13 protein-coding genes and 1 pseudogene are annotated in these 22,752 nt (G+C 65.5%); 9 read left to right on the plus strand and 5 right to left on the minus strand.

Annotation, left to right across the window (positions count from 1 at the left end; translation table 11 throughout):
* The first annotated feature begins 194 nt into the window (after window positions 1-194).
* Window positions 195-2,198 (plus strand): methyl-accepting chemotaxis protein, encoded by a 2,004-nt coding sequence (locus QQL87_RS19545; protein ID WP_284418946.1) that lies wholly within the window; start codon window positions 195-197, stop codon window positions 2,196-2,198.
* A 561-nt stretch (window positions 2,199-2,759) separates the two neighbouring features.
* On the opposite strand, the gene QQL87_RS19550 is transcribed toward QQL87_RS19545, so the two are convergent.
* Complete coding sequence (locus QQL87_RS19550; protein ID WP_284418947.1) at window positions 2,760-4,724, minus strand: alpha/beta hydrolase; 1,965 nt, start codon at window positions 4,722-4,724, stop codon at window positions 2,760-2,762.
* Between the two features lie 564 nt (window positions 4,725-5,288).
* Between QQL87_RS19550 and QQL87_RS19555 the strand changes: the two are divergent.
* A pseudogene (locus tag QQL87_RS19555) lies at window positions 5,289-5,642 on the plus strand (methyl-accepting chemotaxis protein); the annotation flags it as partial.
* A 791-nt stretch (window positions 5,643-6,433) separates the two neighbouring features.
* Here QQL87_RS19555 and QQL87_RS19560 read toward each other — a convergent pair.
* Window positions 6,434-7,552: a DUF262 domain-containing protein gene (locus QQL87_RS19560; protein WP_284418948.1), complete on the minus strand. Its 1,119-nt coding sequence runs from the start codon at window positions 7,550-7,552 to the stop codon at window positions 6,434-6,436.
* A 1,362-nt stretch (window positions 7,553-8,914) separates the two neighbouring features.
* Here QQL87_RS19560 and QQL87_RS19565 point away from each other — a divergent pair.
* From QQL87_RS19565 to QQL87_RS19585, 5 genes are all read left to right on the plus strand, one after another.
* A complete protein-coding gene (locus QQL87_RS19565; protein WP_284418950.1) occupies window positions 8,915-10,504 on the plus strand; it encodes a Do family serine endopeptidase in 1,590 nt (529 codons plus the stop codon).
* 261 nt (window positions 10,505-10,765) lie between these two features.
* The gene (locus QQL87_RS19570) at window positions 10,766-11,446 is read left to right on the plus strand and encodes a response regulator transcription factor (RefSeq protein ID WP_284419042.1); all 681 of its coding nucleotides are present in this window, start codon (window positions 10,766-10,768) and stop codon (window positions 11,444-11,446) included.
* The gene (locus QQL87_RS19575) at window positions 11,430-12,890 is read left to right on the plus strand and encodes a sensor histidine kinase (protein WP_284418951.1); all 1,461 of its coding nucleotides are present in this window, start codon (window positions 11,430-11,432) and stop codon (window positions 12,888-12,890) included. The genes QQL87_RS19570 and QQL87_RS19575 overlap by 17 nt, the downstream gene beginning before the upstream one ends.
* Window positions 12,887-15,844: a bifunctional [glutamine synthetase] adenylyltransferase/[glutamine synthetase]-adenylyl-L-tyrosine phosphorylase gene (locus QQL87_RS19580; protein ID WP_284418952.1), complete on the plus strand. Its 2,958-nt coding sequence runs from the start codon at window positions 12,887-12,889 to the stop codon at window positions 15,842-15,844. Before QQL87_RS19575 ends, QQL87_RS19580 begins: the two co-directional genes overlap by 4 nt.
* A 703-nt stretch (window positions 15,845-16,547) precedes the next feature.
* Window positions 16,548-16,802 (plus strand): hypothetical protein, encoded by a 255-nt coding sequence (locus tag QQL87_RS19585; protein ID WP_284418953.1) that lies wholly within the window; start codon window positions 16,548-16,550, stop codon window positions 16,800-16,802.
* A 721-nt stretch (window positions 16,803-17,523) separates the two neighbouring features.
* Here the strand turns inward: QQL87_RS19585 and QQL87_RS19590 are convergent.
* The gene (locus tag QQL87_RS19590; RefSeq protein ID WP_284418954.1) at window positions 17,524-18,024 is read right to left on the minus strand and encodes a hypothetical protein; all 501 of its coding nucleotides are present in this window, start codon (window positions 18,022-18,024) and stop codon (window positions 17,524-17,526) included.
* A gap of 377 nt (window positions 18,025-18,401) precedes the next feature.
* On the opposite strand from QQL87_RS19590, the gene QQL87_RS19595 reads away from it, so the two are divergent.
* Both QQL87_RS19595 and QQL87_RS19600 read left to right on the plus strand, forming a co-directional pair.
* A complete protein-coding gene (locus tag QQL87_RS19595; RefSeq protein ID WP_284418955.1) occupies window positions 18,402-19,745 on the plus strand; it encodes a carbohydrate porin in 1,344 nt (447 codons plus the stop codon).
* A gap of 226 nt (window positions 19,746-19,971) precedes the next feature.
* Window positions 19,972-21,192 carry an adenylate/guanylate cyclase domain-containing protein gene (locus QQL87_RS19600; protein WP_284418956.1) on the plus strand — a complete coding sequence of 407 codons (1,221 nt, stop codon included), beginning with the start codon at window positions 19,972-19,974 and terminating at the stop codon, window positions 21,190-21,192.
* Window positions 21,193-21,322: 130 nt separating this feature from the next.
* Here the strand turns inward: QQL87_RS19600 and QQL87_RS19605 are convergent, their stop codons facing one another.
* Both QQL87_RS19605 and QQL87_RS19610 read right to left on the minus strand, forming a co-directional pair.
* Entirely contained in the window at window positions 21,323-22,333 is a 1,011-nt protein-coding gene (locus QQL87_RS19605) for a hypothetical protein (protein WP_284418957.1), read from the minus strand.
* Window positions 22,334-22,350: 17 nt separating this feature from the next.
* Window positions 22,351-22,638, minus strand: coding sequence for a DUF3303 domain-containing protein (locus QQL87_RS19610; protein ID WP_284418958.1), 288 nt, complete (start codon window positions 22,636-22,638; stop codon window positions 22,351-22,353).
* Between the last annotated feature and the right edge of the window lie 114 nt (window positions 22,639-22,752).

Below are 22,752 nucleotides of genomic sequence, written 5' to 3' on the forward strand. Positions count from 1 at the left end.
GGATGTGGACGCCGCTCGTATCACACCGGCGGTTCCATCCGTTCCCACGGTAACCTCTAACCCGCTATTAGCAAATACTGCTCATCGTGCACATGCGCAGCTCTGAGTCGCCGCCCAGGCGGCCGATGCTACGCGGCAGGCGCGCGGCGCGATGGAACGCCCGTCTGCTGATGTTGGGGGAGCGGACGGGGAACATGATGAGCTTGAAGATCAGAGGGCGTCTCTACGCCGGCTTTGCAGCGCTCGTGGCGGTGGGGGCGGTCATGGCCGCTGTCGCGGTGTGGAATCTGTGGGCGGTGCGCGACCAGGTTGCCAGCATGTCGGCGCTGTCGGACGCGACCGCGCGCATCCTGCAGATCTCCAATCAGCTGCAGGCGATCCAGCGTGCCAATCTGCGCTACATTCATGACTCCAACGAGCCGGCCCTCAAGGAGGCTGCGGACCGCGAGGCGGCCGCGACAGGGCTGTTGCAGGCCGCCGCCAATGACCCGCTCGCCGCGGAGCGGCGCAAGCTCTACGCCGGTCTCCTCAGCGACATCGCCCAGATGAAGACGCTGCGCGATCAGCTGCAGGACGCCGTCAGGCAGATCAAGTCCGGCCGGGCGGCGCTGCTGCCGGGCGGCGAGGACCTCGCCGCCAAGACCGCCAAGCTGTCGATCGCGGCGCGCATCTCGAAAGAGCCGGAGGTCATGACGGCGGTCGTCGATATCGAGAACCGGCTGCAGCTCGTGCGCATCGCGACCTGGCGCTTCCTGGCGCTGCGCGACACCAAGTCCGCCTCGGCGTTCCGCGCCGGCGTCGACAATGTCGAGCAGCGGCTGGCCACGCTGGAGGGCACCACGCCGCCGGCGAGCGTCCTGTCGGCGATCGCGCCGGTGAAGGCGTCGCTGGATCTCAACAAGAATGCGTTCGAGGCGACCGCCGCGGCGACGCTGAAGTCCGAGGACATCTATGCCAATGCGATCGAGCCGCTGATCGCCAGAAGCATCGACACGCTCAAAGGCGCCGAGAGCAGCGTCAATGCGGAGTATCACGCCTCGCGCGCGACCGCCGAGGGCGCCATCGCGCACACGACCTCGCTGCAGATGCAGGTCGGCGCCGCCGCGATCCTGTTCGGCTGCGTCGTCGCGTTCCTGATTGCGCGCGGCATCGTCGGCCCGCTGGCCGCGATGACCACAGCGATGGGCTCGCTCGCGGGCGGCAATGTCGCGGCCGAGATTCCCGGACGCGGCCGTCACGACGAGATCGGCGCCATGGCCCAGGCGATCCAGGTGTTCAAGGACAACATGGTGGAGACCGAGCGCCTGCGCGCCGAGCAGCTCGATGCCGAGGCGCGGCAGGCCGAGCAGCGCAAGGCGGACATGGCGCGGCTCGCCCGCCAGTTCGAGCAGGCGGTGGGTGAGATCGTCGACGCCGTGTCGCACGCCTCGAGCGAGCTCGAAGCCTCGGCCGGCACCCTGACCACGACGGCCTCGCGCGGCCAGGACCTGTCGACCGAGGTGGCCGCCGCCTCGCAGGAGGCGTCCTCCAACGTGCAGACGGTGGCCTCCGCCGCCGAGCAGCTGTCGTCCTCGGTCACCGAGATTTCCCGCCAGGTGCAGGAATCCGCGCGCATCGCCGGCGAAGCGGTGGCGCAGGCCAACCGCACCAATGAGCGCGTCGGCACCCTGTCGAAGGCCGCCGCGCGCATCGGCGACGTGCTCGAACTGATCAGCACCATCGCCGGCCAGACCAATCTGCTCGCCTTGAACGCCACCATCGAGGCGGCGCGCGCCGGCGAAGCCGGCCGCGGCTTCGCGGTGGTCGCCTCCGAGGTCAAGGCGCTCGCCGAGCAGACCGCCAAAGCCACCGGCGAGATCGCCCAGCAGGTCTCCGGCATCCAGGCTGCCACCGAGGAGTCGGTCGGCTCGATCAAGGAGATCGGCAGCACCATCGGCCGCCTGTCGCAGATCGCCGCCGCCGTCTCCGCCGCCGTCGAAGAGCAGGGCGCCGCCACCCAGGAAATCTCCCGCAACGTCCAGCACGCCGCCAACGGCACCCAGCGCGTGTCGCGCAACATCGATGACGTCCAGCGCGGCGCGTCGGAAACGGGCTCGGCGTCAGCCCAGGTGCTGACGGCGGCAAGGTCGCTGTCGGCGGAGAGCGGGCGGCTGAAGCGGGAAGTGAGCCGGTTCCTGGGGTCGTTGCAGGCAGCGTAAGGGGCGCTGCCCCGACCACCGACGCGTAGGGCGGATTAGCGCAGCGTAATCCGCCATCCCCACCCGAGAACGAGCGGCGGCTTACGCCTCCGGCCAAGCCGCCCTACGCGCTGTCCGCCTCCGGCCGTACCTTGTGAGCCCAACTCTCTCCCCGTCATGGCCGGGCTTGACCCGGCCATCCACGTCGTCCGGCATGCTGAGAACGACGTGGATGCCCGGGACAAGCCCCGGGCACGACGGAGTAACTAATTGCCAGGCTTCTTCGTCGAGAAAGCCCCGTAGCTCGATATGCGATAGATCGGTGGCATGAAGGTCGGCGTCTCGCTCTGACGACGCATTAGTAGGGCCGATTAGCGCAGCGTCATCCGCCATCCCAACCGAGAAAGAGCGGTGGCTTACGCCTGCGGCCAAGGCCGCCCTACGTAATACCGATCGGGGGGCGTCCCCGTGGCCCGGATGAGCGCAGCGACATCCGGGATCGCACGAACTCCAGGGATGACCCCGGATATCGCTGCGTTCATCCGGCCGACGCGGTCGCGACACGCGCCGCCATCGCTCGCTCTACTTCTTCTCCGCCGTCACCCAGGGCGCGATGTACCAGTCCACCTTGATGCTGGCGGCGCAGGAATTGTCGAATTTGCGCCGGGGGTTGTCGATGAAGGCGACGCCCATCTGGGCGACGCAGGGCTGATACAAAAGCGCGCCGTGCCCGGCCTCGGGGATCAGGAAGGCCTGCGCGTTGCTCATCTTCTCGATGGCCGCCCTGGCCCAGCTCGCCGAGGTCTGGATGTCGAACAGCCCGCCGAAGGACAGCGTCGGGATCGCCGATTCCACCGGCACATGCCAATTGTCGCGCGGCTGCGGCTTCAGCATCGCGCAGCTGTCGAAGAACAGCCTGGCGGTCGCATCGGTGAGGCTGCCGATGTGCGGATAGGTCAGCTTCGCCGTGACCGCCTGATGGCCCTCGAACGAGCTGAACGGCACATCCTCCTGGCAGGCATAGACGTCGAGATAGAGACCCGAGACGAACGGGGCGAGCGCGGTGAGGCTGTCGCGCCGGATGATGGCGAACGAGCCGTCGACCTCGCGCGCCGTCATCGCGGTTATCAACGCGGCGAGCCGATCCTTCGTCGGGCCGGTGAAATGCGTGGCGACGAGGGTCTGCAGGCCGGCCTTGCCGGGCGTCTGCAGTCGCAGCGCCGCATAGTCGGTCAGCGCGGCGGTGAGCCTGGTCTTGTCGGCCCGCCCGAGGTCCTTCATCGCGGCGGCCAGCTCCTGATCGAACTGCCGCGCCAGCGGACCGAAATCGCGCGCGATCTCGGTGGCGTTGCGCAGCTCGGCCTCGGCGCGCACCGAGGCCGTGTTGGCCCGCGCGGCGATCGCTGCATTGTCGAGCAGCTGCTGCACCAGCGCCTTCTGGTCGGCGTTGAGCGAGGCCGCGGCCTTCAGCACCATGGCATCGTCCGGCGGCGTGTTGAAATCCGCCTTGGTCAGCATCTCCACGGTCGGCATCGCCTTGCCGCGCCACAGCTCGTAGACATAGGCCGGAATGTAGCGCGTGACCGGCACGGATTCGGCGTTGCCGTTGCGCGCGAGCACCGGTGCCAGCACGGTCTCGACCGATATTCTCTCACCGCGGAACAGCACCTCACCCTTGGCCGCCCTGGTCATCGTCTCGATGAAGATGCGGCCGAGATCCGGGTAGGCCGTGTTGCACGCGTTGTCCGCCGCGCATTGATCCACCACGTTCTGGATCGCCTCGTCTACCTTCTGGCTGTGCGAATTGTACAGATTGAGCCAGGACGGGGCGACGCCGTCGATGATGACCGAGCGCACGCCCTGCGGCGCCGATCGCATCACCTCCAGCGCCAGCTTGGTGCCGTAGGAAATGCCGTAGATGTTGTAGTCGGAATAGCCGAGCGCCTTGACGATCAGCGGCAGATCGAGCGCGTTCTGGGTGGTGTTGTAGAGCGCGAGCGGCACGCTCTGCTGTTCGAGCTCGGCGACGCAGGCCTTCATCAGCGCGGGCGCGGCAATGCCGTCGACATTGGCCGTGCTGCCGGGGCGCGCGATCTCGACGAGGTTGCGCGACAGCGCCTGCGCACAATTCACCGACGCGCCGGACAGTCCCGCCGAGCGCTGATCGTAGATCACGAGATCGCGGCGGTCGCGCCAAGGCCGGAACGCGGTCTGCAGCTTCGCCAGGATGTCGAACGCGCTGCCGCCCGGCCCGCCCTGCAGATACACCACCGGATCGGCTTCCGGAAAGCGCGAGGTCGCCTTGTAGATCGCAAACGCCAGCGGCAGCATCCGCCCGCCCGGTTTGGCACGATCCTCCGGCACCTTCACGCGCCCGCAGATGAAGCTCACCCCCTCGATCTCGCCGGGCGGCAGCGGCCGCGGGCAGGCCTCGATGCTCACGACGGCGCCGGGCTTTTGCGTCTCGGCCCGCAGCCCCGCAAACGGATCACTCTGCGGCGTCCCCGACAGCGCCGCGATCAGCGCCAGGATCTGTGCGTGGTCCATGGGGCGGTGACTCCTTGTGCTCAGCGGTGGGCGGCTGACGGACCGACGATGCGGCCCGAGGCTGGTCGAGTGAGGCGATGGGCGCGTGGGGCTGTTGGGTGTGTGCAGGATAAACACAACCGGTACCGAGGTCGATAATCTCGGAGCGGTGTCATGCCACCGAGGGCACTCGGAAGAGAGTGCAGGATGCAGTCCACGCGACCATCGACCTCGCCGACCACGTCACCCGACACCCGATCAGCTCCACCTCCGCCACAGCCGGCCGCCTCGCGATCGCCCGCCAAGATCCGAAGCCGTCCCCCATTTATCCACTGTCGTCCCTGCGAACGCAGGGACCCATAACCCCAGGGAGATGTTGTTGTGCGGGATGTGGGACCAGTCGTGTCTCACAACACCCGCCGCGGAGTATGGGTCCCTGCGTTCGCAGGGACGACAGCGGAGTGTGAGCAGGCCGCTCGCTTCAAACCGGCAATCCGCAGCTCGGATGAGCGATGGCGACATCCGCCTTCTCACGCGCCGTCGGACATTGCTCCGCTCATCCGTGCCGCGCGACGTGTCCTATGCGCTATAGGCGAGATCGCCCAGCAGGTCTCCGGCTTCCAGGACGCGAACGAGGAGTCGGTCGGCTCGATCTGCGAGATCGGCAGCACCATCGGCCTCCTGTCGCAGATCTCAGCCGCCGTCTCCGCCGCCGTGGAGGAGCAGGGCGCCGCGACCCAGGAAATCTCCCGCAACGTCCAGCACGCCGCCAACGGCACCCAGCGCGTCTCCCGCAACATCGACGACGTGCAGCGGGGGGCCTCGGAAACGGGGTGCGCGTCGAGCCAGGTGCTGACGGCGGCAAGGTCGCTGTCGGCGGAGAGCGGGCGGCTGAAGCGCGAGGTAAGCCGGTTCCTGGGGTCGTTGCAGCCGGCGTGAGTGCGAGGTGTTGCCCCGACCAACGACGCGTAGGGCGGATTAGCGCAGCGTAATCCGCCATCTCCACCCGAGAAAGAGCGGCGGCTTACGCCTTCGGCTAAGCCGCCCTACGTACCGAAGATCCGGGCTACGCGCTGACAAACCACAATGATATAGCTATCAAGCGATCTGATTTGCCAGACCAGCCAGCTCAAGCGAGATGACCTCAATCCAACGTTGCCGTGGATGCGAGGTGGTGTCCCAGTCCCTCAAAAATCTACCAGGTCGGGAGCCCCGGTATCGTCTGCCGCATAATAGCATAGTTGCACGATCAAACTTCTGCTTGGCATCGTCTTGACCGTGGGCAACCCGATGTCGAATAGCTGAAAAGCACTCCAATCGAGAAACGTTCGTTTGGATGACGGTTTCGTGAGGTCCTCCCTGCAAATACTGTCTTGATCGGCTCACAACCCGCGTTGGATCGTGCCAAAGAGTAAAACCCCTCTGACCGAAGATTAGAGTTTCGGCATGATGCAATGAGGTGCATTGCAGGCGGCCAGCCACAGGAGCGAAAACTCCGTGTCTTGATCCATACCCACAAAGGTACCGCAAAAAAGTCTGTTCGAGAAATACCTCCCATTCGACGAACACTCGTAGAAATGCGATCTCGTAGAGATATTCAACGCGAGCTACGTGCCAGTGTGCTCGAGCAGATGATTGAGCGGCAAGTTCGCCGGCTTGAGCCAAGTCAAGCGCGCTCATTGCGTGTTGCTGCAAGCCCACTACATAGGCTGGCATTTGCCGCGCCATGCTCAGCTCGGAAATGCTCTGTGATAGAGTACACGAAATCTATCCTGTCGCGGCTTAATGTTGTCGGTCTGAGTAAGGCTCGCCGCTACAAAGGTTTGTAGGCTGTTCGGGATGGCATCTCCCTCTTTCGCTTTCTCAATCGCATCAGATAGTCGTCGGACTGCATCTGAAAGGTCTGCTCGCTCCGCAGCGTTGAGCGACTTTTTGGGTGTAGCAAATGAACACTTCGGCAAACCAAACCTTCGATGTGCGACGACGCAGAACAACGTGTAGAACAATGGAGCTCGGCTGAACTGGGTGTCTCCGATGCCTTGATCAAACGTTTCGTTTATCTCGTCGATGATTTCACGGAATCGCTTTTCATTTTGCAAGCGCGCCGGATATTCTTCTTCAAATTTTCCGTAAAACTCATCAATCGATTTTTTCTTGTCTTGCATTCCGTCGAATAGCGCTATTGAAAGCTCGCTGGTAAGTTCTGCCTCGAGCATGCGGGCAATGCTACGTTCGCTGAAGATGTTCTGGCGTCTCCAGAATTCGAGGTGCTCGAGAGCGAGCGAGTACATACTTTGCTTGAACGATCCGAAATACTTCCCGTTGCGCAGTTCTTGAGAGTTCAGTGGAACGCTGTAGGTGTTCAAACGTGCGAAGATCTCGAGTACTTCGAGGTCCGTAATCCCTACGAAGATTTCCGTTGAGAAGCTGTGGTTTGTTATGGCTTGGCGATGAGTCGGGGACAGATCACGGTAAGCCCTTCCTGCCCAATCAGAGGATAGGTTCTTGGAAAGTCGATATTTTCCATCAATGTAGTCCAAAACAGCCGATACGCGTTGCTGCCCGTCAATCACCTCATTAACGAGACCTTCCGCTCCCTTCGCTTGTATGCGCCGGATGTAAATCGGCGGCACTGGCATCGTGCGTATCAGCGTATCGATGAAGAACGACCGAGCAGCTGAGCTCCAAACTCCTCGGCGCTGGAATTTCGGAGTGAGCTCGAGCGAGTTTGCCGCACGCCACTGTACGAAGTCTTGCGCTGTGTAGATTGATCGTTCCGGTTTTATCATTCGAGCCCTCAGCACAGCTGTTATGGTTGTTGTTGTCTCATATTTGATCGGTTTCGCCAATCATCACTGGTGTGAATCCAAGCGATCGTTGAAAAGTTTGCGATCAGCAGCCGAGTTTGGGGCGGGAGTTGCCGGCGTCAATTATTCGGAATTCCGAAGAACGGCCAAAACGTTCCGAAAATCAAAAATCCTCTTGCTTCCACCCCCAAATCACCCGTATCTTCCGCCCGTTCCGTTCCGCCGAGGGGGCGTATCGCGATCGTCACGGACGTCGGGATGGAATGCGATGGATGCGGGCTGCTGCAGCGGGGTTTTGGCCTCGCCGACGAACGGCGGAACGCGGACTTGAAATCGTGTGGTCCTGGTCGCCCGACGCTGCGGCCAAGCCGGTGGTGATGATCCGCCAGGTGACGGGGGCAAGACAGCCGGTCCCCGGGGAGAGCACGTATAACGGTTAACACCATCGCGCAGGGAAGGCCGGGATGTCTCCAGCCGAACCTGTGGTTCCTACCCCGTGCTTTTCATTCGCACGGGGGCCATGGGGGCGGCGAGCTCCCGGTCTTCCCTGCGCCCTCGTTGTGATGAGGGCGAGATGTTCGGGCATGGCTCGGGCGCGGAATGCGCCGCGAGGATGATCGTGCTCATCTCCAATTGCTGTTTGATAGTGTGGATCGGGATATCGCTACGGGCGTCATTGCGAGCGGAGCGAAGCAATCCAGACTGCCTCCGCGGAGGGACTCTGGATCGCTTCCGCCTTCGCCCGGCGGGCTTCGGCGGCCAAGTCGCTGCGCTCGCAATGACGGAGATTGAGGCGGGCAGTGTGCGTCTCACTCCGCTGTCATCGTCCGCGAAAGCGGACGATCCAGTACGCCGAGACGGTCATGATCGACCGAGAGGCTGCGGCGAACTGGATTGCCGCTTTCGCGGGAATGACGGGTGAGGGTGGGGCGGGAGCTTGCGCCACACGGACAGGGGGGCGCGTTCGTTCGCGCGTCGCCTGAGTGATTCCTGCTTCGGCCGGCTGATCCAGGTACGGCCGGGCAGGGCGGATCACGTGGCGTGCCGCGGTCAGCTTGAGCTGCGTCATCCGCATTGGTCCGCCAGAGGTGGCGGGTTACGCCTTCGGCTAACCCGCCCTACGCGAGGTTACGGGAGGCGTTACGACTTTGGTCGGGCAGGGCACATTCGTGGCTGTTATCGGGCAGGCGGCGCTCGCGCAAGCCCGTGATCTGACGAAGCTTTCCGCCCGCGGCCATGTCGTTGCGCCATTCTGCCGCAGTCTCCTCGCCCGTGCATTACAGAAGTTTAACGCGGCAGCCAGCACGCCGTAAGGCGGCAAGTCCCATGTTCACTAGCGAACGGGGCGCACAGCCCGGGACCTGAGTTTTGACCTTGACCAAAATCGCTTGCGGAGAAAACCGTATGACTGACCGTCCGACCGACCTGTCCTCCCTTCCGTCCTATCGCCAGCCCCGGCGCGGCCTGTTTTCGGCGCGCAAGTTCGCGCTGATGGCCTCCGTCGTCGCGGGCCTCGGCGTCGCCGTCTATGGCTTCACGCCCCAGGGCGCGCCGCTCAATTTGTTCTCGAGCCCGGCGAACGCGCAGGTCGCCAATGACGTCAGCAAGGTCGCGCGCCCCGTCGGCTTTGCCGACATCGTGGAGCGGGTGAAGCCGTCGGTGATTTCGGTCAAGGTCAACATCGCGGAGAAGGTCGCCAAGAACGACAGCGCCGACGAGGACACGCCGTTCCAGCCGGGCTCGCCGATGGAGCGCTTCTTCCGCCGCTTCGGCGGTGAGAACGGCATTCCCGGCATGCCGGGCGGTCGCGGCGGCCGCGGTGGCGGCCGTGCCGTGACCGGTCAGGGCTCCGGCTTCTTCATCTCGGCCGACGGCTATGCCGTGACCAACAACCACGTGGTCGACGGCGCCGACAAGGTCGAGGTCACGACCGACGACGGCAAGACCTACAGCGCCAAGGTGATCGGCACCGACCAGCGCACCGATCTCGCACTGATCAAGGTCGAGGGCAGCAGCAACTTCCCGTTCGCCAAGCTCGCCGACGGCAAGCCGCGGATCGGCGACTGGGTGCTGGCAGTCGGAAATCCGTTCGGGCTCGGCGGCACGGTGACGGCCGGCATCGTCTCGGCGGTCGGCCGCGACATCGGCAACGGCCCGTATGATGATTTCATCCAGATCGACGCGCCCGTGAACAAGGGCAATTCCGGCGGTCCGGCGTTCGATGTCGACGGCAACGTGGTCGGCGTCAACACCGCGATCTATTCGCCGTCCGGCGGCAGCGTCGGCATCGCGTTCTCGATTCCCGCTTCGACCGTGAAGAGCGTGATCGCGCAGCTGAAGGACAGCGGCTCGGTCAGCCGTGGCTGGATCGGTGTGCAGATCCAGCCGGTGACGCAGGACATCGCCGACAGCCTCGGCATGAAGAAGGCCGAGGGCGCGCTGGTCGCCGAGCCGCAGGCCGACGGTCCGGCGGCGAAGGCGGGCATCCGCTCCGGCGACGTCATCACCTCGGTCAATGGCGAGTCGGTGAAGGACGCGCGCGAGCTCGCCCGCACCATCGGCGGCCTCGCGCCGGGCGCCTCGGTGAAGCTCAACGTGCTGCAGAAGGGCCAGGAGAAGGCCATCACGCTGACGCTCGGCAAGCTGCCGAACACGGTCGAGGCCAAGGCCGACACCGGTGGCGACAGTGGCGAGAAGACCCGCGGCGCCGATGTGCCGAAGCTCGGCATGACCGTCGCGCCCGCCTCGAGCGTGGCCGGCGCCGGCAAGGACGGCGTCGTGGTGACCGAAGTCGATCCGAAGAGCGCCGCGGCCGATCGCGGCTTCAAGGAAGGCGACGTGATCCTGGAGGTCGCGGGCAAGACCGTGGCATCTGCCGGTGACGTCCGCGAGGCCATCAATGCGGCCAAGTCCGAGAACAAGAACAGCGTGCTGATGCGGGTGAAGAGCGGCGGCCAGTCGCGCTTCGTCGCGGTGCCGCTCGCCAAGGGCTAAGGGTTTCACGAGATGGAGGGTCGCCGGCACGTGCCCCCGCGACGGCGATCCTCCTTGGGGGTGGGCTTCAAGTCCCGCTCCCGTTACACCTTCCGTAGGAACAACGCCCCCCTCCGTCGGAAGGACCTCGGGCGGTGAAGTCCCCCAGCTTCACCGCCCACTTTCCTGAAGTGTGACCCCCCGGGGTGCGGGCCTCCTTGCACGGAAACCGCGGCCGGGCCATGTAGATGGACACAAACCGTGACCGTCCCCGTTTCCGCAATGCGCCTCCTGATCATCGAAGACGACCGCGAGTCCGCCGACTATCTGGTCAAGGCGTTCCGCGAGGTCGGACATGTCGCCGACCTCGCCAGCGACGGCGAGGAGGGCCTCGCCATGGCCGAGAGCGGGGATTACGACGTGCTGGTGGTCGACCGCATGCTGCCCAAGCGCGACGGCCTGTCGCTGATCGGCGCGCTGCGCGACAAGGGCAACCGGGCGCCGGTGCTGATTCTGTCCGCGCTCGGCCAGGTCGACGACCGCATCAAGGGCCTGCGCGCCGGCGGCGACGATTATCTGCCCAAGCCCTACGCCTTCGCCGAGCTGCTCGCCCGCGTCGAGGTGCTGTCGCGCCGCCATGGCGGGCCGGCCGAGGAGACGACCTACAAGGTCGGCGATCTCGAGCTCGACCGTCTTTCTCACCGGGTGGCGCGCGGCAAGGACGAACTGACCCTGCAGCCGCGCGAGTTCCGGCTGCTCGAATATCTGATGAAGCATGCGGGCCAGGTGGTGACGCGCACCATGCTCCTGGAGAACGTCTGGGATTATCATTTCGATCCGCAGACCAACGTGATCGACGTCCATATCTCGCGGCTGCGCTCCAAGATCGACAAGGGTTTTGACCGTCCGCTGCTCCACACCATCCGCGGCGCGGGGTACATGATCCGTGACGGCCTTCGGTAAGCTCATCCGCACGACGGCGTTCCGGCTGACGCTGGTCTATCTGCTGTTGTTTGCCTTGTTTGCCGCCTCGCTGCTCGGCTATTTCGCCTGGAACACCCGCCGCCTCATCACCGAGCAGATCTCGACCACGGTCACCTCCGAGATCAGCGAGATGACCGACATCTTTTCCCGCTGGGGCCTGCGCGGAATCGTCGGCGCGATCGAGAGTCGCGCGTTGCGGCCCGGCGCCAATCTCTATCTCATCACCACGCCGACCGGGCAGGCGATCGCCGGCAATGTCGGTTCGCTCGCGCCCGGCGTGATGGGCGGTTCCGGCTGGTCGGAGACGTTCTATCGCAGGCTCGACGATGCCAGCGAGCAGAACCATCGCGCGCTGGTCTATGTAACGCAGCTGTCGAGCGGCTTTCGCCTGTTGATCGGGCGCGACCTCGAGGAGCGGCGGCGGCTGTTCGGCATCGTGGCCAAGGCGGCGCAATGGTCGGTGCTGGTGGTCGTCGTGCTCGGCATCGGCGGCGGCATTTTCGTGGCGCGGCGCGTGCTGCGCCGGATCGATGCGATGACGGGCACGACACGGCGGATCATGGATGGCGACCTGTCGGGGCGATTGCCCGTCGGGCGCAGCGGCGACGAGCTCGATCGGCTGGCGGAAAATCTCAATGCGATGCTGGAGCGCATCGAGGCGCTGATGACCGGCCTCAAGGAGGTCTCCGACAACATCGCGCATGACCTGAAGACGCCGCTGACGCGGCTGCGCAACCGCGCCGAGGAGGCGCTGGCGAAGTCGCGCTCGGAGGACGAATATCGCGCCGCGCTGGAGCGGACGATCGAGGAATCCGACGGCCTGATTCGGACGTTCAATGCCCTGCTGATGATCGCCCGTGCCGAGTCCGGGCAGGCGCGCGGCGACATGGTCGAGTTCGACGTCGCCGAGGTCGCCGGCGGCATTCACGAGCTGTACGAGCCGCTCGCCGAGGACAACGAGATGACGCTCCGCGTCAAGGCGGCGGCGGCGCCGGTGCATGGCAATCGCGAGCTGATCAGCCAGGCGCTCGCCAACCTCGTCGAGAACGCGATCAAATACGGCAAGCCGGCGGCGCTGCCGCTCGATTCGCATGCCGCCTCGAGCAGCCGTGAGATCCTGATCGAGGCACGGCGCGAGGGCGGCCAGGTGCTGCTCAGCGTCACCGATCACGGCCAGGGCATCCCCGAGGCCGAGCGCAAGCACGCCGTCGAGCGCTTCGTGCGGCTCGAGGCGTCCCGCACCTTGCCCGGTTCCGGCCTCGGCCTCAGCCTCGCCTCGGCGGTGGCGACCCTGCATGGCGGCGAACTCAGGCTCGGCGACGCCAGGCCGGGGCTGATCGCCACGCTGGTGCTGCCGGCCGGCGCGGGCCAGTCCGCGAAGCTTGCGGCGCCGACGCAGGATGTGCCACAGAAGGCCGCATGACCTCCTCCGCGCCGGGAAACGCGGACGGGCAGATCCTGGCCGAACGTTTCGTCGCCGGCCCGCATGTCCGTGCGCCCGAACAAGCCGAACATCGCCTCAACGATTGGCTCGCCGAGCTCGATCCTGCCGCGGCGGCCGGCCTGAGGAACCTGCTGGGCGGGGGCTGGGTGCGCACGATCCTGCTGGGCATCGCCGAATGCTCGCCCTATCTGTTCGACCTCGTCCGCGCCGACGCCGGCCGCCTCGACCGCCTGCTGCGCTGCGAGCCGCAGGCGCATCTGTCGCAGCTGATCGCCCGCACCGCGCACGCGGTGTTCGCCGCGACCAGCGAGGCCGAGGTGATGCGGCTGTTGCGGCTGCTCAAGGCCGAGGCGGCGCTCTTGATCGCGCTGTGCGACATCGGCGGCGTCTGGCCGGTCATGCAGGTGACGGCGGGGCTGACCGACGTCGCCGTGAGCTCGGTGCAGATGGCGCTGCGCTATCTGCTGCGCCAGGAGGCCGCGCGGGGCCGGCTGTCGCCTCCGGACGCCGGCGATCCGGAGCAGGGCTGCGGGCTGTTCGTGCTCGCGATGGGCAAGATGGGCGCCGGCGAGCTGAACTACTCCAGCGACATCGACCTGATCGTGTTCTTCGATCCCGAGACCAATTCGCTGGCGCGCGACATCGAGCCGCAGCCGTTCTTCGTGCGCGTCACCCAGGCGCTGGCGCGGCTGCTGCAGAGCCGCACCGCCGACGGCTATGTGTTCCGCGTCGATCTCCGGCTGCGGCCGGATCCGGCCTCGACGCAGGTGGCGATGTCGACCGAGGCCGCGCTGCACTACTACGAGCGCGAAGGGCGCACCTGGGAGCGCGCCGCGATGATCAAGGCCCGGATCTGCGCCGGCGACGTCGCCGTGGGCGAGGCGATGCTGGCCGATCTGTCGCCGTTCGTCTGGCGCAAGCATCTCGACTTCCAGGCGCTGACCGACGTCCACGACATGAAGCGGCAGATGCAGGTCTATCGCGGCCACAGCGAGATCGCGGTCGAGGGCCACAACGTCAAGGTCGGCCGCGGCGGCATCCGCGAGATCGAGTTCTTCGCCCAGACCCAGCAGCTGATCGCCGGCGGCCGTCATCCCGAGCTGCGCGTGCGTCCGACCCTGCAGGCGCTCGACGTGCTCACCGCCAGCAAGTGGATCACGGAGCAGGCGCGTGACGAACTCTCCGTCGCCTATCAGTTCCTGCGCCGGGTCGAGCACCGGCTGCAGATGATGGCCGACGAGCAGATCCACAGCCTGCCTGACGACGTTGATGGGGTCGGACGCTTCGCGTGCTTCTTCGGCTACGAGAGCCGCGAATGCTTTGCGATCGACCTCCTGCTGCACCTCAACATCGTGCAGGGACACTATGCCAGGCTGTTCGAGGGCGATCCGACCGGCACCGTCAGCCTGCCGGCGGTCAACTACGGCGCCGGTCCGGACGAGCCGCGCCTGATGGAACATCTGGTTGCGCTCGGCTTCCGCGATCCGCTGATGGTCGCCAAGACCCTGCAGCAATGGCTCGCGGGTGAATATCGCGTGTTCCGCACCGAGACGACACGCAGCGCCTTCACCGAGTTTCTGCCGGCGCTGATCGTTGGCCTCGCCCATGCCGACGAGCCCGATCGCGCGGTGGTCGCCTTCGACCGCTTCCTGCAGGCGCTGCAGCTCGGCGGCCGGCTGATCACGCTGCTCGGCCAGAACCGCGATCTCGTCGCGCTCGTGGCGCTGGTGCTCGGCGCAGCACCTCGGCTCGGCGACATGCTGGCGCGGCAGCCGCGGCTGATGGACGGCCTGATCGACCCGCGCTTCTTCGGCGCCATCCCCGACCGCCGCGAGCTGTCGCAGCGCCTCGCGGCGACGCTGGCGGACGCCGGCACCTATGAGGAATTCCTCGACCGCCTGCGCATGTTCGGCCAGGAGAGCCTGTTCCTGATCGGCACGCGCATCCTCTCCGGCACCGTGTCGGCGCAGCAGGCCGCCACCGCCTTTGCCGACGTCGCCGAGGGCATCGTGCACACCGTGCACGATCTCGTCACCGAGCGCTTCGTCGCCCAGCACGGCCGCATCAAGGGCCAGGAGACAGCGATCATCGCGATGGGCCGGCTCGGGGCGCGCGAGATGACCGCGTCATCGGATCTCGATCTGATCCTGCTGTATGATTTCGACGCCGACGATCCCGACTCCGATGGCGAGCGCTCGCTGCAGGGCGCGCATTATTTCGCCCGTTTCACGCAGCGGCTGATCTCGGCCTTCACTTCGCGCACCAATTACGGCGTGCTCTACGACATCGACATGCGGCTGCGTCCGTCGGGCCGCGCCGGCCCGCTCGCCTCGCACATCGACTCCTTTGCGCATTATCAGGAGCAGGAGGCCTGGACCTGGGAGCACATGGCGCTGACGCGCGCGCGGGTGATCTCGGCCTCGCCCGCGTTCCGCGCGCGCATCGAAGCGATCATCCAGACCGCGCTGCGCCGTGCCCGCGACGCGGCTGCGATCGCCCGCGACGTCGCCGACATGCGCCGCGCCATCGCCGCCGAGAAGGGCGAGGCCGATCTCTGGGACCTCAAGCATGCCGCCGGCGGCATGGTCGACATCGATTTCATCGCGCAATATCTGCAGCTCGTCCACGCAGCGACCCGGTCGGAGATCCTCGACGTCAGCTCGCTCGCGGTGCTCGACCATGCCGAGCGCCTCGGCGTGCTGCCGCGCGCCGAAGCCGTGATCCTGCGCCAGGCGGCGCGGCTCTATCACGACCTCACGCAGATCCTGCGGCTGTGCGTCAGCGACAAGTTCAAGCCCGACCAGGCCGGCGACGATCTGTTGCGGGTGATGGCGCGCGCCGGCGACGCGCCGGACTTCTCGGCGCTGGAAGCCCGCGTCCGCGAGACGCAGAGCGAGGTGCGCCGCGTGTTCGCGGCGCTGCTCGAACCGTGAGCGCTGGTTCCATGGCGAGGGCGGCAACGCTTCGCGCGGCACGGCTGCGATCTCCATCCTTCTTCAACCGGTCAAACAGCACGGCGCGTGACGTTGCTCCCGCGGCGCGTCGCGCCCGGGGACTGCGGGAGGCGTCCGCCCTCGACAGATGATGAGGGCGCAGGGAATGCCGGGTGAAGGCCTCACCCATGGCCCGCCTGCTGAAAAGATGCAGGCGGCAGGTACCACAGGCAAAGCCGTTCAACCCGGCATTCCCTGCGCGGCGGTTTTAACGCTTATACGCGATCTCCTCGGTGCACCGGCTTGTTGGCCACCGTGGCGCGACAATGCGCTTGCGCGCATTGCGCGGGGGACACCAGCTTCGGGGTGTCAGGACCACGCGACTTCACGTCCGTGAAGCGCATCATTCGTCCGCACCGAAAGGCGCGCTGATGCCCTCACGTCCACCGCATTGCCGGCCCAACGTTTCGTGACGACGCGTACGCCCCTCATCCGGACCGGAACGGGGAGAGAATAGACATGATTTGCTGATTTTCGGAAGTTATTTATTTTTGCGGGAGACTCTTGAAATGGGAGATGTATTTGAGCCCAATGAAAAAACGAGAGTTTCGGCGCAGGAGATCTGGGTCGGAGATGAGTATGATTCCGACCCTGCGTATGTGGCGACACTGGCCGTCGGGCAAATCAAACGGAGCACACAGTGGTGCGGCAGACGATCGCGGCGGCGGGCAATGTTGAAGTACCTGCCTATCTCACGCTCATCAAGCTCGGTTATGATGTCGATCACATCATCAAAGGCGATTACGAGCTGTGGACTGCCCAGAACGAAACGGTACAGCTGGTCGCCGACAGCCCCCTGCAACTGCTAGGCCTCGCGCTCCTGTATCGCGAGCGTGGTCCGGATTGGTATGCGGCCGACGATGAGATTGAAGCGTTCCTCGCTCGTTTTTGTTCCTGACACCACCTCGACGAAGCCAGAGCTTGGCCATGCACATCGTCTTTGATCCCGCCAGGCTTCATCGGAGCCAATCTATCACCGCGACGAAATCGTTCTAGCCTTCGCCTGGAAATCGCACGTCATTTCCGAGATCGAAATAGACGACGGCGGTGAGGACTCCATCGCGGGCTGGTGGATTCAAGCAATCGAGGAGATGGTCGCACGGCAGAGCGCGCAGACGTTTCGCTTCACGGATGGTCCTTATTGGATCGACGTTGTGCCGCGCGGAGAATTTCTTCGTCTCCGCTGTGTGGAAGATCGTCACAATGCCGGTCCCGCGCCTGAGATCGTCATGAGGATTTGGCGCCGGTGCGGCGCTGCACATTGACCATGAGCAGGGAGCGTCGCGCTGGACCGTCCCGACAACCGACCATGATCAACGCGCTCATGGAGAGGTTTGGGTTCCGAGATCGGCGCAGCAGGTTGGTCATCAGCCGCATGCTCTCCGTGAACACGCCTCTTGGCGTGTTCATAGTCCGATATGCAGTGCCGCCTCGGCTTTTGAACCTCGTGGAGAGGATTGATGACACGAGACGTCAGCTGCTTGGTCTGGCGCAGAGCGTGTCGTCGGCTTGCAGCCGTGCAGCGATCGACTCGTCCGATCTGAGGAGCCTCCGCAAGCAGCTGCCGAGCTGAATGTTGCATCAGAGCGCGAGGCAAGGGCGACAGCTATCACACTTCGCTAGAAGTAGTCGGCCAGCAGATCGATCCGCTCGTCTTCGGTGTACATGATCGCGAGCCGGCCGATGGTCCGCTGACCCTTGGCAATCGCGATGACACCCAGGATGCCATTGACCAGCACGGGGTCATCGGCGGCGACGAGCTCCCGCAGGCCGATGTCGGCCAGATGACGCCAGGCAGCCTCATAGCAAGGCTTGAGATCGTCAGGGATTGGCGGATTGCGGGTGCCGTCGCGGGCCAGCTCGATGATGGCGGCGATGGCATAGGTGTTCCAGTCGGCAATGCCGCGTTGCTGGTGAATCCGGACCAGACCGGGCAGGGCGGCGAAGGAGGCTTCGCCGATGTCGCCCTGATGGTGCAGCTCGTTCCAGAGTTCGTCCCACGCCGACGCGTCGCCCTGTTCGAGGCGCCGCAAGGCCGGGCGTGGATCGTAGGGCACTCGATAGCCTCCCATGAGGCTGGCCCAGCGTGTGTCCGACAATGCGGGTCCGAGCACGTGCATGCGGTGATTCTCGCGTGATGGAGCAGCATAGCCGGGGGAGTAGCCGAGCGGGCACCATCGGCAGTTGACTTCGCCCCGATGTCCTACGCGCGCGTGTGATCTCTCGCGCGACGGCCGAGCCGTCGCCGATTACCGCAATGCGTCATGTGCCTGTCATGTCACAGTTACGGTTATACCGACTCCAAAATATAATATGACTATTCAAAGGCATTTCAGCGCTTGCTAGGGTTGCCTTCCAATCTCAGGTTGACGAATTCGCCCAACAAATGGGCGGCGGCCGGGGTTGAGCCGTGGGGAAGCGCGTGCCGGGACCGAGGGCTCTGGGCCGGACGCGACAGATAACAGCCAGAGCCTGGGGCGCTGCGAGGAGCAGGAAAATGAGTGGGTTTGTGACGACCGCACGGATGTGCGGCGTGGGGGTTGCTTTGTCTTGTCTGCTGGGAGGTGGTGCGGTTGCCGCCGATCTGCCGACCAAGGCTCCGGTCCCCTATGTGGGGGCCGATGATTTCTGGACGCGGCCATATCTGTTCGGCGATCTCGGCCGGACGCGACTGAAGGAGCAGGGCATCTCGCTCGCGCTCACGCTGGGTGACGAGGCCGTCACCAACCTGTCGGGCGGCTCCCGCAAGACGTCTGCCAATGCCGGACAATTGTGGTTCGAGGCCAAGTTCGACCTGGCCAAGCTCGCCGGCATCCAGGGCGGCCTGATCGGCGTCACGCTGGTCGACCGCTTCGGCAAGAACCTCAACAGCGAGGCCGGCATTCCGGCGCTGATGCTCACCAACGAGGTGTTCGGCCGCGGCAACATCCTGCGCCTGACCGAGTTCTACTATCAGCAGAAGCTGCTCGATGATCGCCTCGTGCTCAAGGGCGGCCGGCTTCCGGTCGGCTCCGACTTCTTCTTCGGGCAGTGCGAGTTCATCAACTTGACCTTCTGCGGCGGCCAGCCCGGCAACATCCAGGGCGGCTACATCTACAACTGGCCGGTGAGCCAGTGGGGCGCTGTCGCGCACTACAACTTCACCAAGGAGTGGAAGCTCTCGGTCGGCGTCTACGATGCCAATCCGAACTATCTGACCACGTCGGATGCCGGGGTCTATCTGGCGCCGGGCATTCCGCGCTCCAGCCCGGCCTCGGGCGTGCTGGTGCCGGTCGAAGTGGTGTGGGAGCCGAGCGGTCCGCTGAACGGCACCTGGCGTTTTGGCGGCTGGTATGACAGCGCGTCGACCATCGATGGCGGCCTGCCCGGAATCATCGCCGTCGTCGCGGGCGGGCCTGGCGTCGGGGATCAGAATCTCAGCAGCCAGCGCGGGCGCTACGGCTTCTACGAGTCGATCCTGCAGCGCCTGACCGTGGACGGCCCCAAGGCACAGGGCTGGTACACCTTCTTCAACACCAGCGTGGCCGATCACCGCACGGCGTATCAGGACTACCAGATCTCCTGGGGCGTCAAGCACACCGGCACCTTCTCGTTCCGTCCCGACGACGAGGTCGGCTTCGCGGTCGGCACGACGCATGTCAATTCGGCCGCGCTCACGCCGAATGCCGGCGGCAACGAGGTGCCGCTCGAAGCCTGGTATGGCTGGCAGGCGACCGGCTGGATGAACCTGAAGTTCGACGCCCAGTATGTGATCAATCCGGGCGGGCGCGGCTTCAACGGCGCCGGCGTGAAGACCGGCAATGCCGTGGTTCTCGGCATCCGCAGCGTGGTCCACTTCTGAGTGCATCCCGGCGCCGGCATCCGCAAACGTGGCTCTCGCGATTGCGGATGTCCGGTGCCGGACCACGACCTGCCCGGTGGTCCGCGGCGGAGCCCGAGCGGCCCCAAGGCCGCCACGGAACCACCCATCCGGGCAGGCACGCGATGCGCGGACGTCGATTGACTCTTCTGCACTGCGATACGACATCTCCTGGACCGCCACTCCAGAGCCGCCCAGGAGACCCCTCATGCCCGCGCTCGACACCGCTCCTGCCGCCGGACAACGCCTCGGCGACGAGGTCGTGGACTGGCTGACCAATGGCACGCGCGACGAACGCTTCATCGACAACATCTTCGCGCAGATGTGCAACCGGCTGCAGCGCGCGGGGCTGCCGGTCATGCGCGCGTCGCTGCACGTTCAGATCAACCATCCGCAATGGCTCGGCGCCCGCATCCTGTGGAGCGACGGGATGGACAACGCCGAGATCCACCGGGTCGATTATGATGTCGGGGAGCGCGCCGAATTCATCGGCAGCCCGGCCAGCGAGATCTACGGCGGGGCCACCGAGATCCGCGAAAATCTCGCGCGCGCCCCCGAACTCGGCCGCCAGCATGCGATCTATCACGACATGCGGACGCAGGGCCTGACCGACTATGTCGCGTGGCCGATCTTTCACACGCTCGGCAAGCGCCACTGCGTGACTTTCGCGACCGACCGCCGCGGCGGTTTCGACCACGCCCAGATCGACGCCCTGCAGCGGCTCTTGCCGGTGCTCGCGCTGGTGAGCGAGATCCGCATCAAGAACCGGCTGGCGCGGACCCTGCTCGAGACCTATGTCGGGCCGCATGCCGCAGAGATGGTGCTGGCCGGCGCCACGCGGCGCGGCAGCGGCACCACCGTGCGCGCGGCGATCATGATCTGCGACCTGCGCGACTTCACCCGGATCTCCGACAACTGGCCGCGCGACGACGTCATCGATCTGCTCAACGGCTATTTCGACGCGATGGTGGAGCCGATCACCCAGCATGGCGGCGAGATCCTGAAGTTCATCGGCGACGGGCTGCTCGCGATCTTTCCGCTCAGCGAGCCGGGCGCCTGCGCGAACCTGCTGCATGCCGTGACCGGCGCCCGCAAGGCGATGGCGGAGCTGAACGCGCGCAACGCCGGCAATGGCCGCGCGCCGCTGAACTACGGCATCGGTATCCATGTCGGCGATGTCATGTATGGCAACATCGGCTCGCGCACCCGGCTCGACTTCACCGTGATCGGCCCCGCGGTCAACATGGCCTCGCGCATGGAGGCGCTGACCAAGCAGGTCGGCCGGCCGGTGCTGCTGTCGCGCGAGTTCGCCGAGCTCGTCGAAGGCCCGTTCGCGCTGGCGCGCGTCGGCGAATTCCCGGTGCGCGGCTTCAGCGACCCGATCGAGCTGTTCGCGTTCGAGGGCGACGGCGATCCGTCGGACTCGTAAGGTCGGCAAAGCAGCCGCCGAAGGCGGTCGCGTGCCCACCATCGATCAGCGACCTCATCAGTCGGATGGTGGGCACGGCGCCATCGGGCTCTCCCATGTGGCGACAGCACGGCGGCGCCTTTTGCCCACCCTACGACCCGCCAAAGTCCTGATGGAGTCGCCGGAAAGCCTCCGACGGCCGGTCGTAGCTCACCAGCCTGACGTCGAGGTCGAAGCTTGACGCCAGCTTGAGAGCCCGGCGCAGTGCGTCCTCGATCCAGCCGTCGTCATTGCCGAACGCCCCGCCGCCGACGCTCGTCAGCAGCACGATGTTCGAGCTTCGTGCGGCATTCAGCACGGCCGCCCAGAGCGTTGCTTCGTAGGTGGCCTCCAGGATCAGGCGCGCGAATCGCTCCCAGTATTTCGGCGCCGGCGAGCAATAGGCAACAGGGAGCGCAGAGCAGAACGCCTGCGACACGGTGGGGCGAGGCTCGATCGCGTCGGTGAGTTCGACGTCGTGATGGAGGCCGATCCGAAGAAGCCCGCGCAACGCGTCGATTTCCTCGGGGGCGCTTGCGTCGAGCAGCGCATTGATGGTGTCGAGCCCGGTCCGGGTGCACAGGGCATATCCGTTGGTCATGGCCCATAGCTCGCCGCCGCGGGGGAGGCGCGGCCTCAAAGCGGCGCCGATGTCCTCCAGCGCGTCGAGCTGGCAGTCCCGCGTCTGCCCGACCTGGCCGCGGACCGGGGCGAAGTAGTTGCGATAGATCGTCGCGGCGCCGGCTGCGATCGCGCATGCGGGCCCCTGGGTGGGATCGTGCTGATAGATCGTCACGCCGTCTTCGGGCGTCGCGTGCGGGCCGATCATCTCCAGCAGGTTGAATTGCGACGCGACCTGAAACAGCGCGCCTGCAAACTCCGGACTCAAATGCAGCGTCCGCACATCTCCGCTGACGAGGCTGACGCGGAGCCGTCCCGTCCTGCACGATGACTGGCGCGCTCTGCTGCGAAGCTCCGACAGGTTCGGCAGCTCCAGCCGTCCGGTCCGGTAGCTGTTGCCGTTGACGAGAGACGTCAGCCGCCCGTCCGCGACGGCGAGCCGGGCACGGGTCGACTCGTAGTTGCCTTCCTTGAAGCCGGTGAGCCGTTCGAACCAGTCCACGATCTTGCCTCCCGCGCTCAACTCTGATCCAGATACGGCGCCACCACCTCGCGCGTGTCCGCGCTGGTCACGACGGGGACGATCTCGAAGGTCATGCCGGTGTCGCGCGCATTGGACAGGATCCATTGCTGTAGCAGCCTGGCATCGTCGCATTCCATCAGCTGGAAGCAGCGGTCGAAATTCGGCTCGATCCAGCTGCCGAGATAGTTGAGCCCGTCGGGAAATGTGACCCCGACGTCGCGCACGCGGCGGTAGACCGGGATCGGATCGCGGTCCTTGAAACGTTCGATGACCATGAACAGCATGAGCGCCTCCGTCCTGTCGGTTGCAGGTATTGTGCGGTGGATCGGGCCAGTTGGCCAGCCCGGCGGGACGCTCCGAGGATCGTTCGGCTAACGGACCGAGGCCACGATGGGCCT

The sequence above is a fragment of the Bradyrhizobium sp. SSBR45G genome (genome assembly GCF_030159255.1).
In the GTDB taxonomy this organism is placed as follows: domain Bacteria; phylum Pseudomonadota; class Alphaproteobacteria; order Rhizobiales; family Xanthobacteraceae; genus Bradyrhizobium.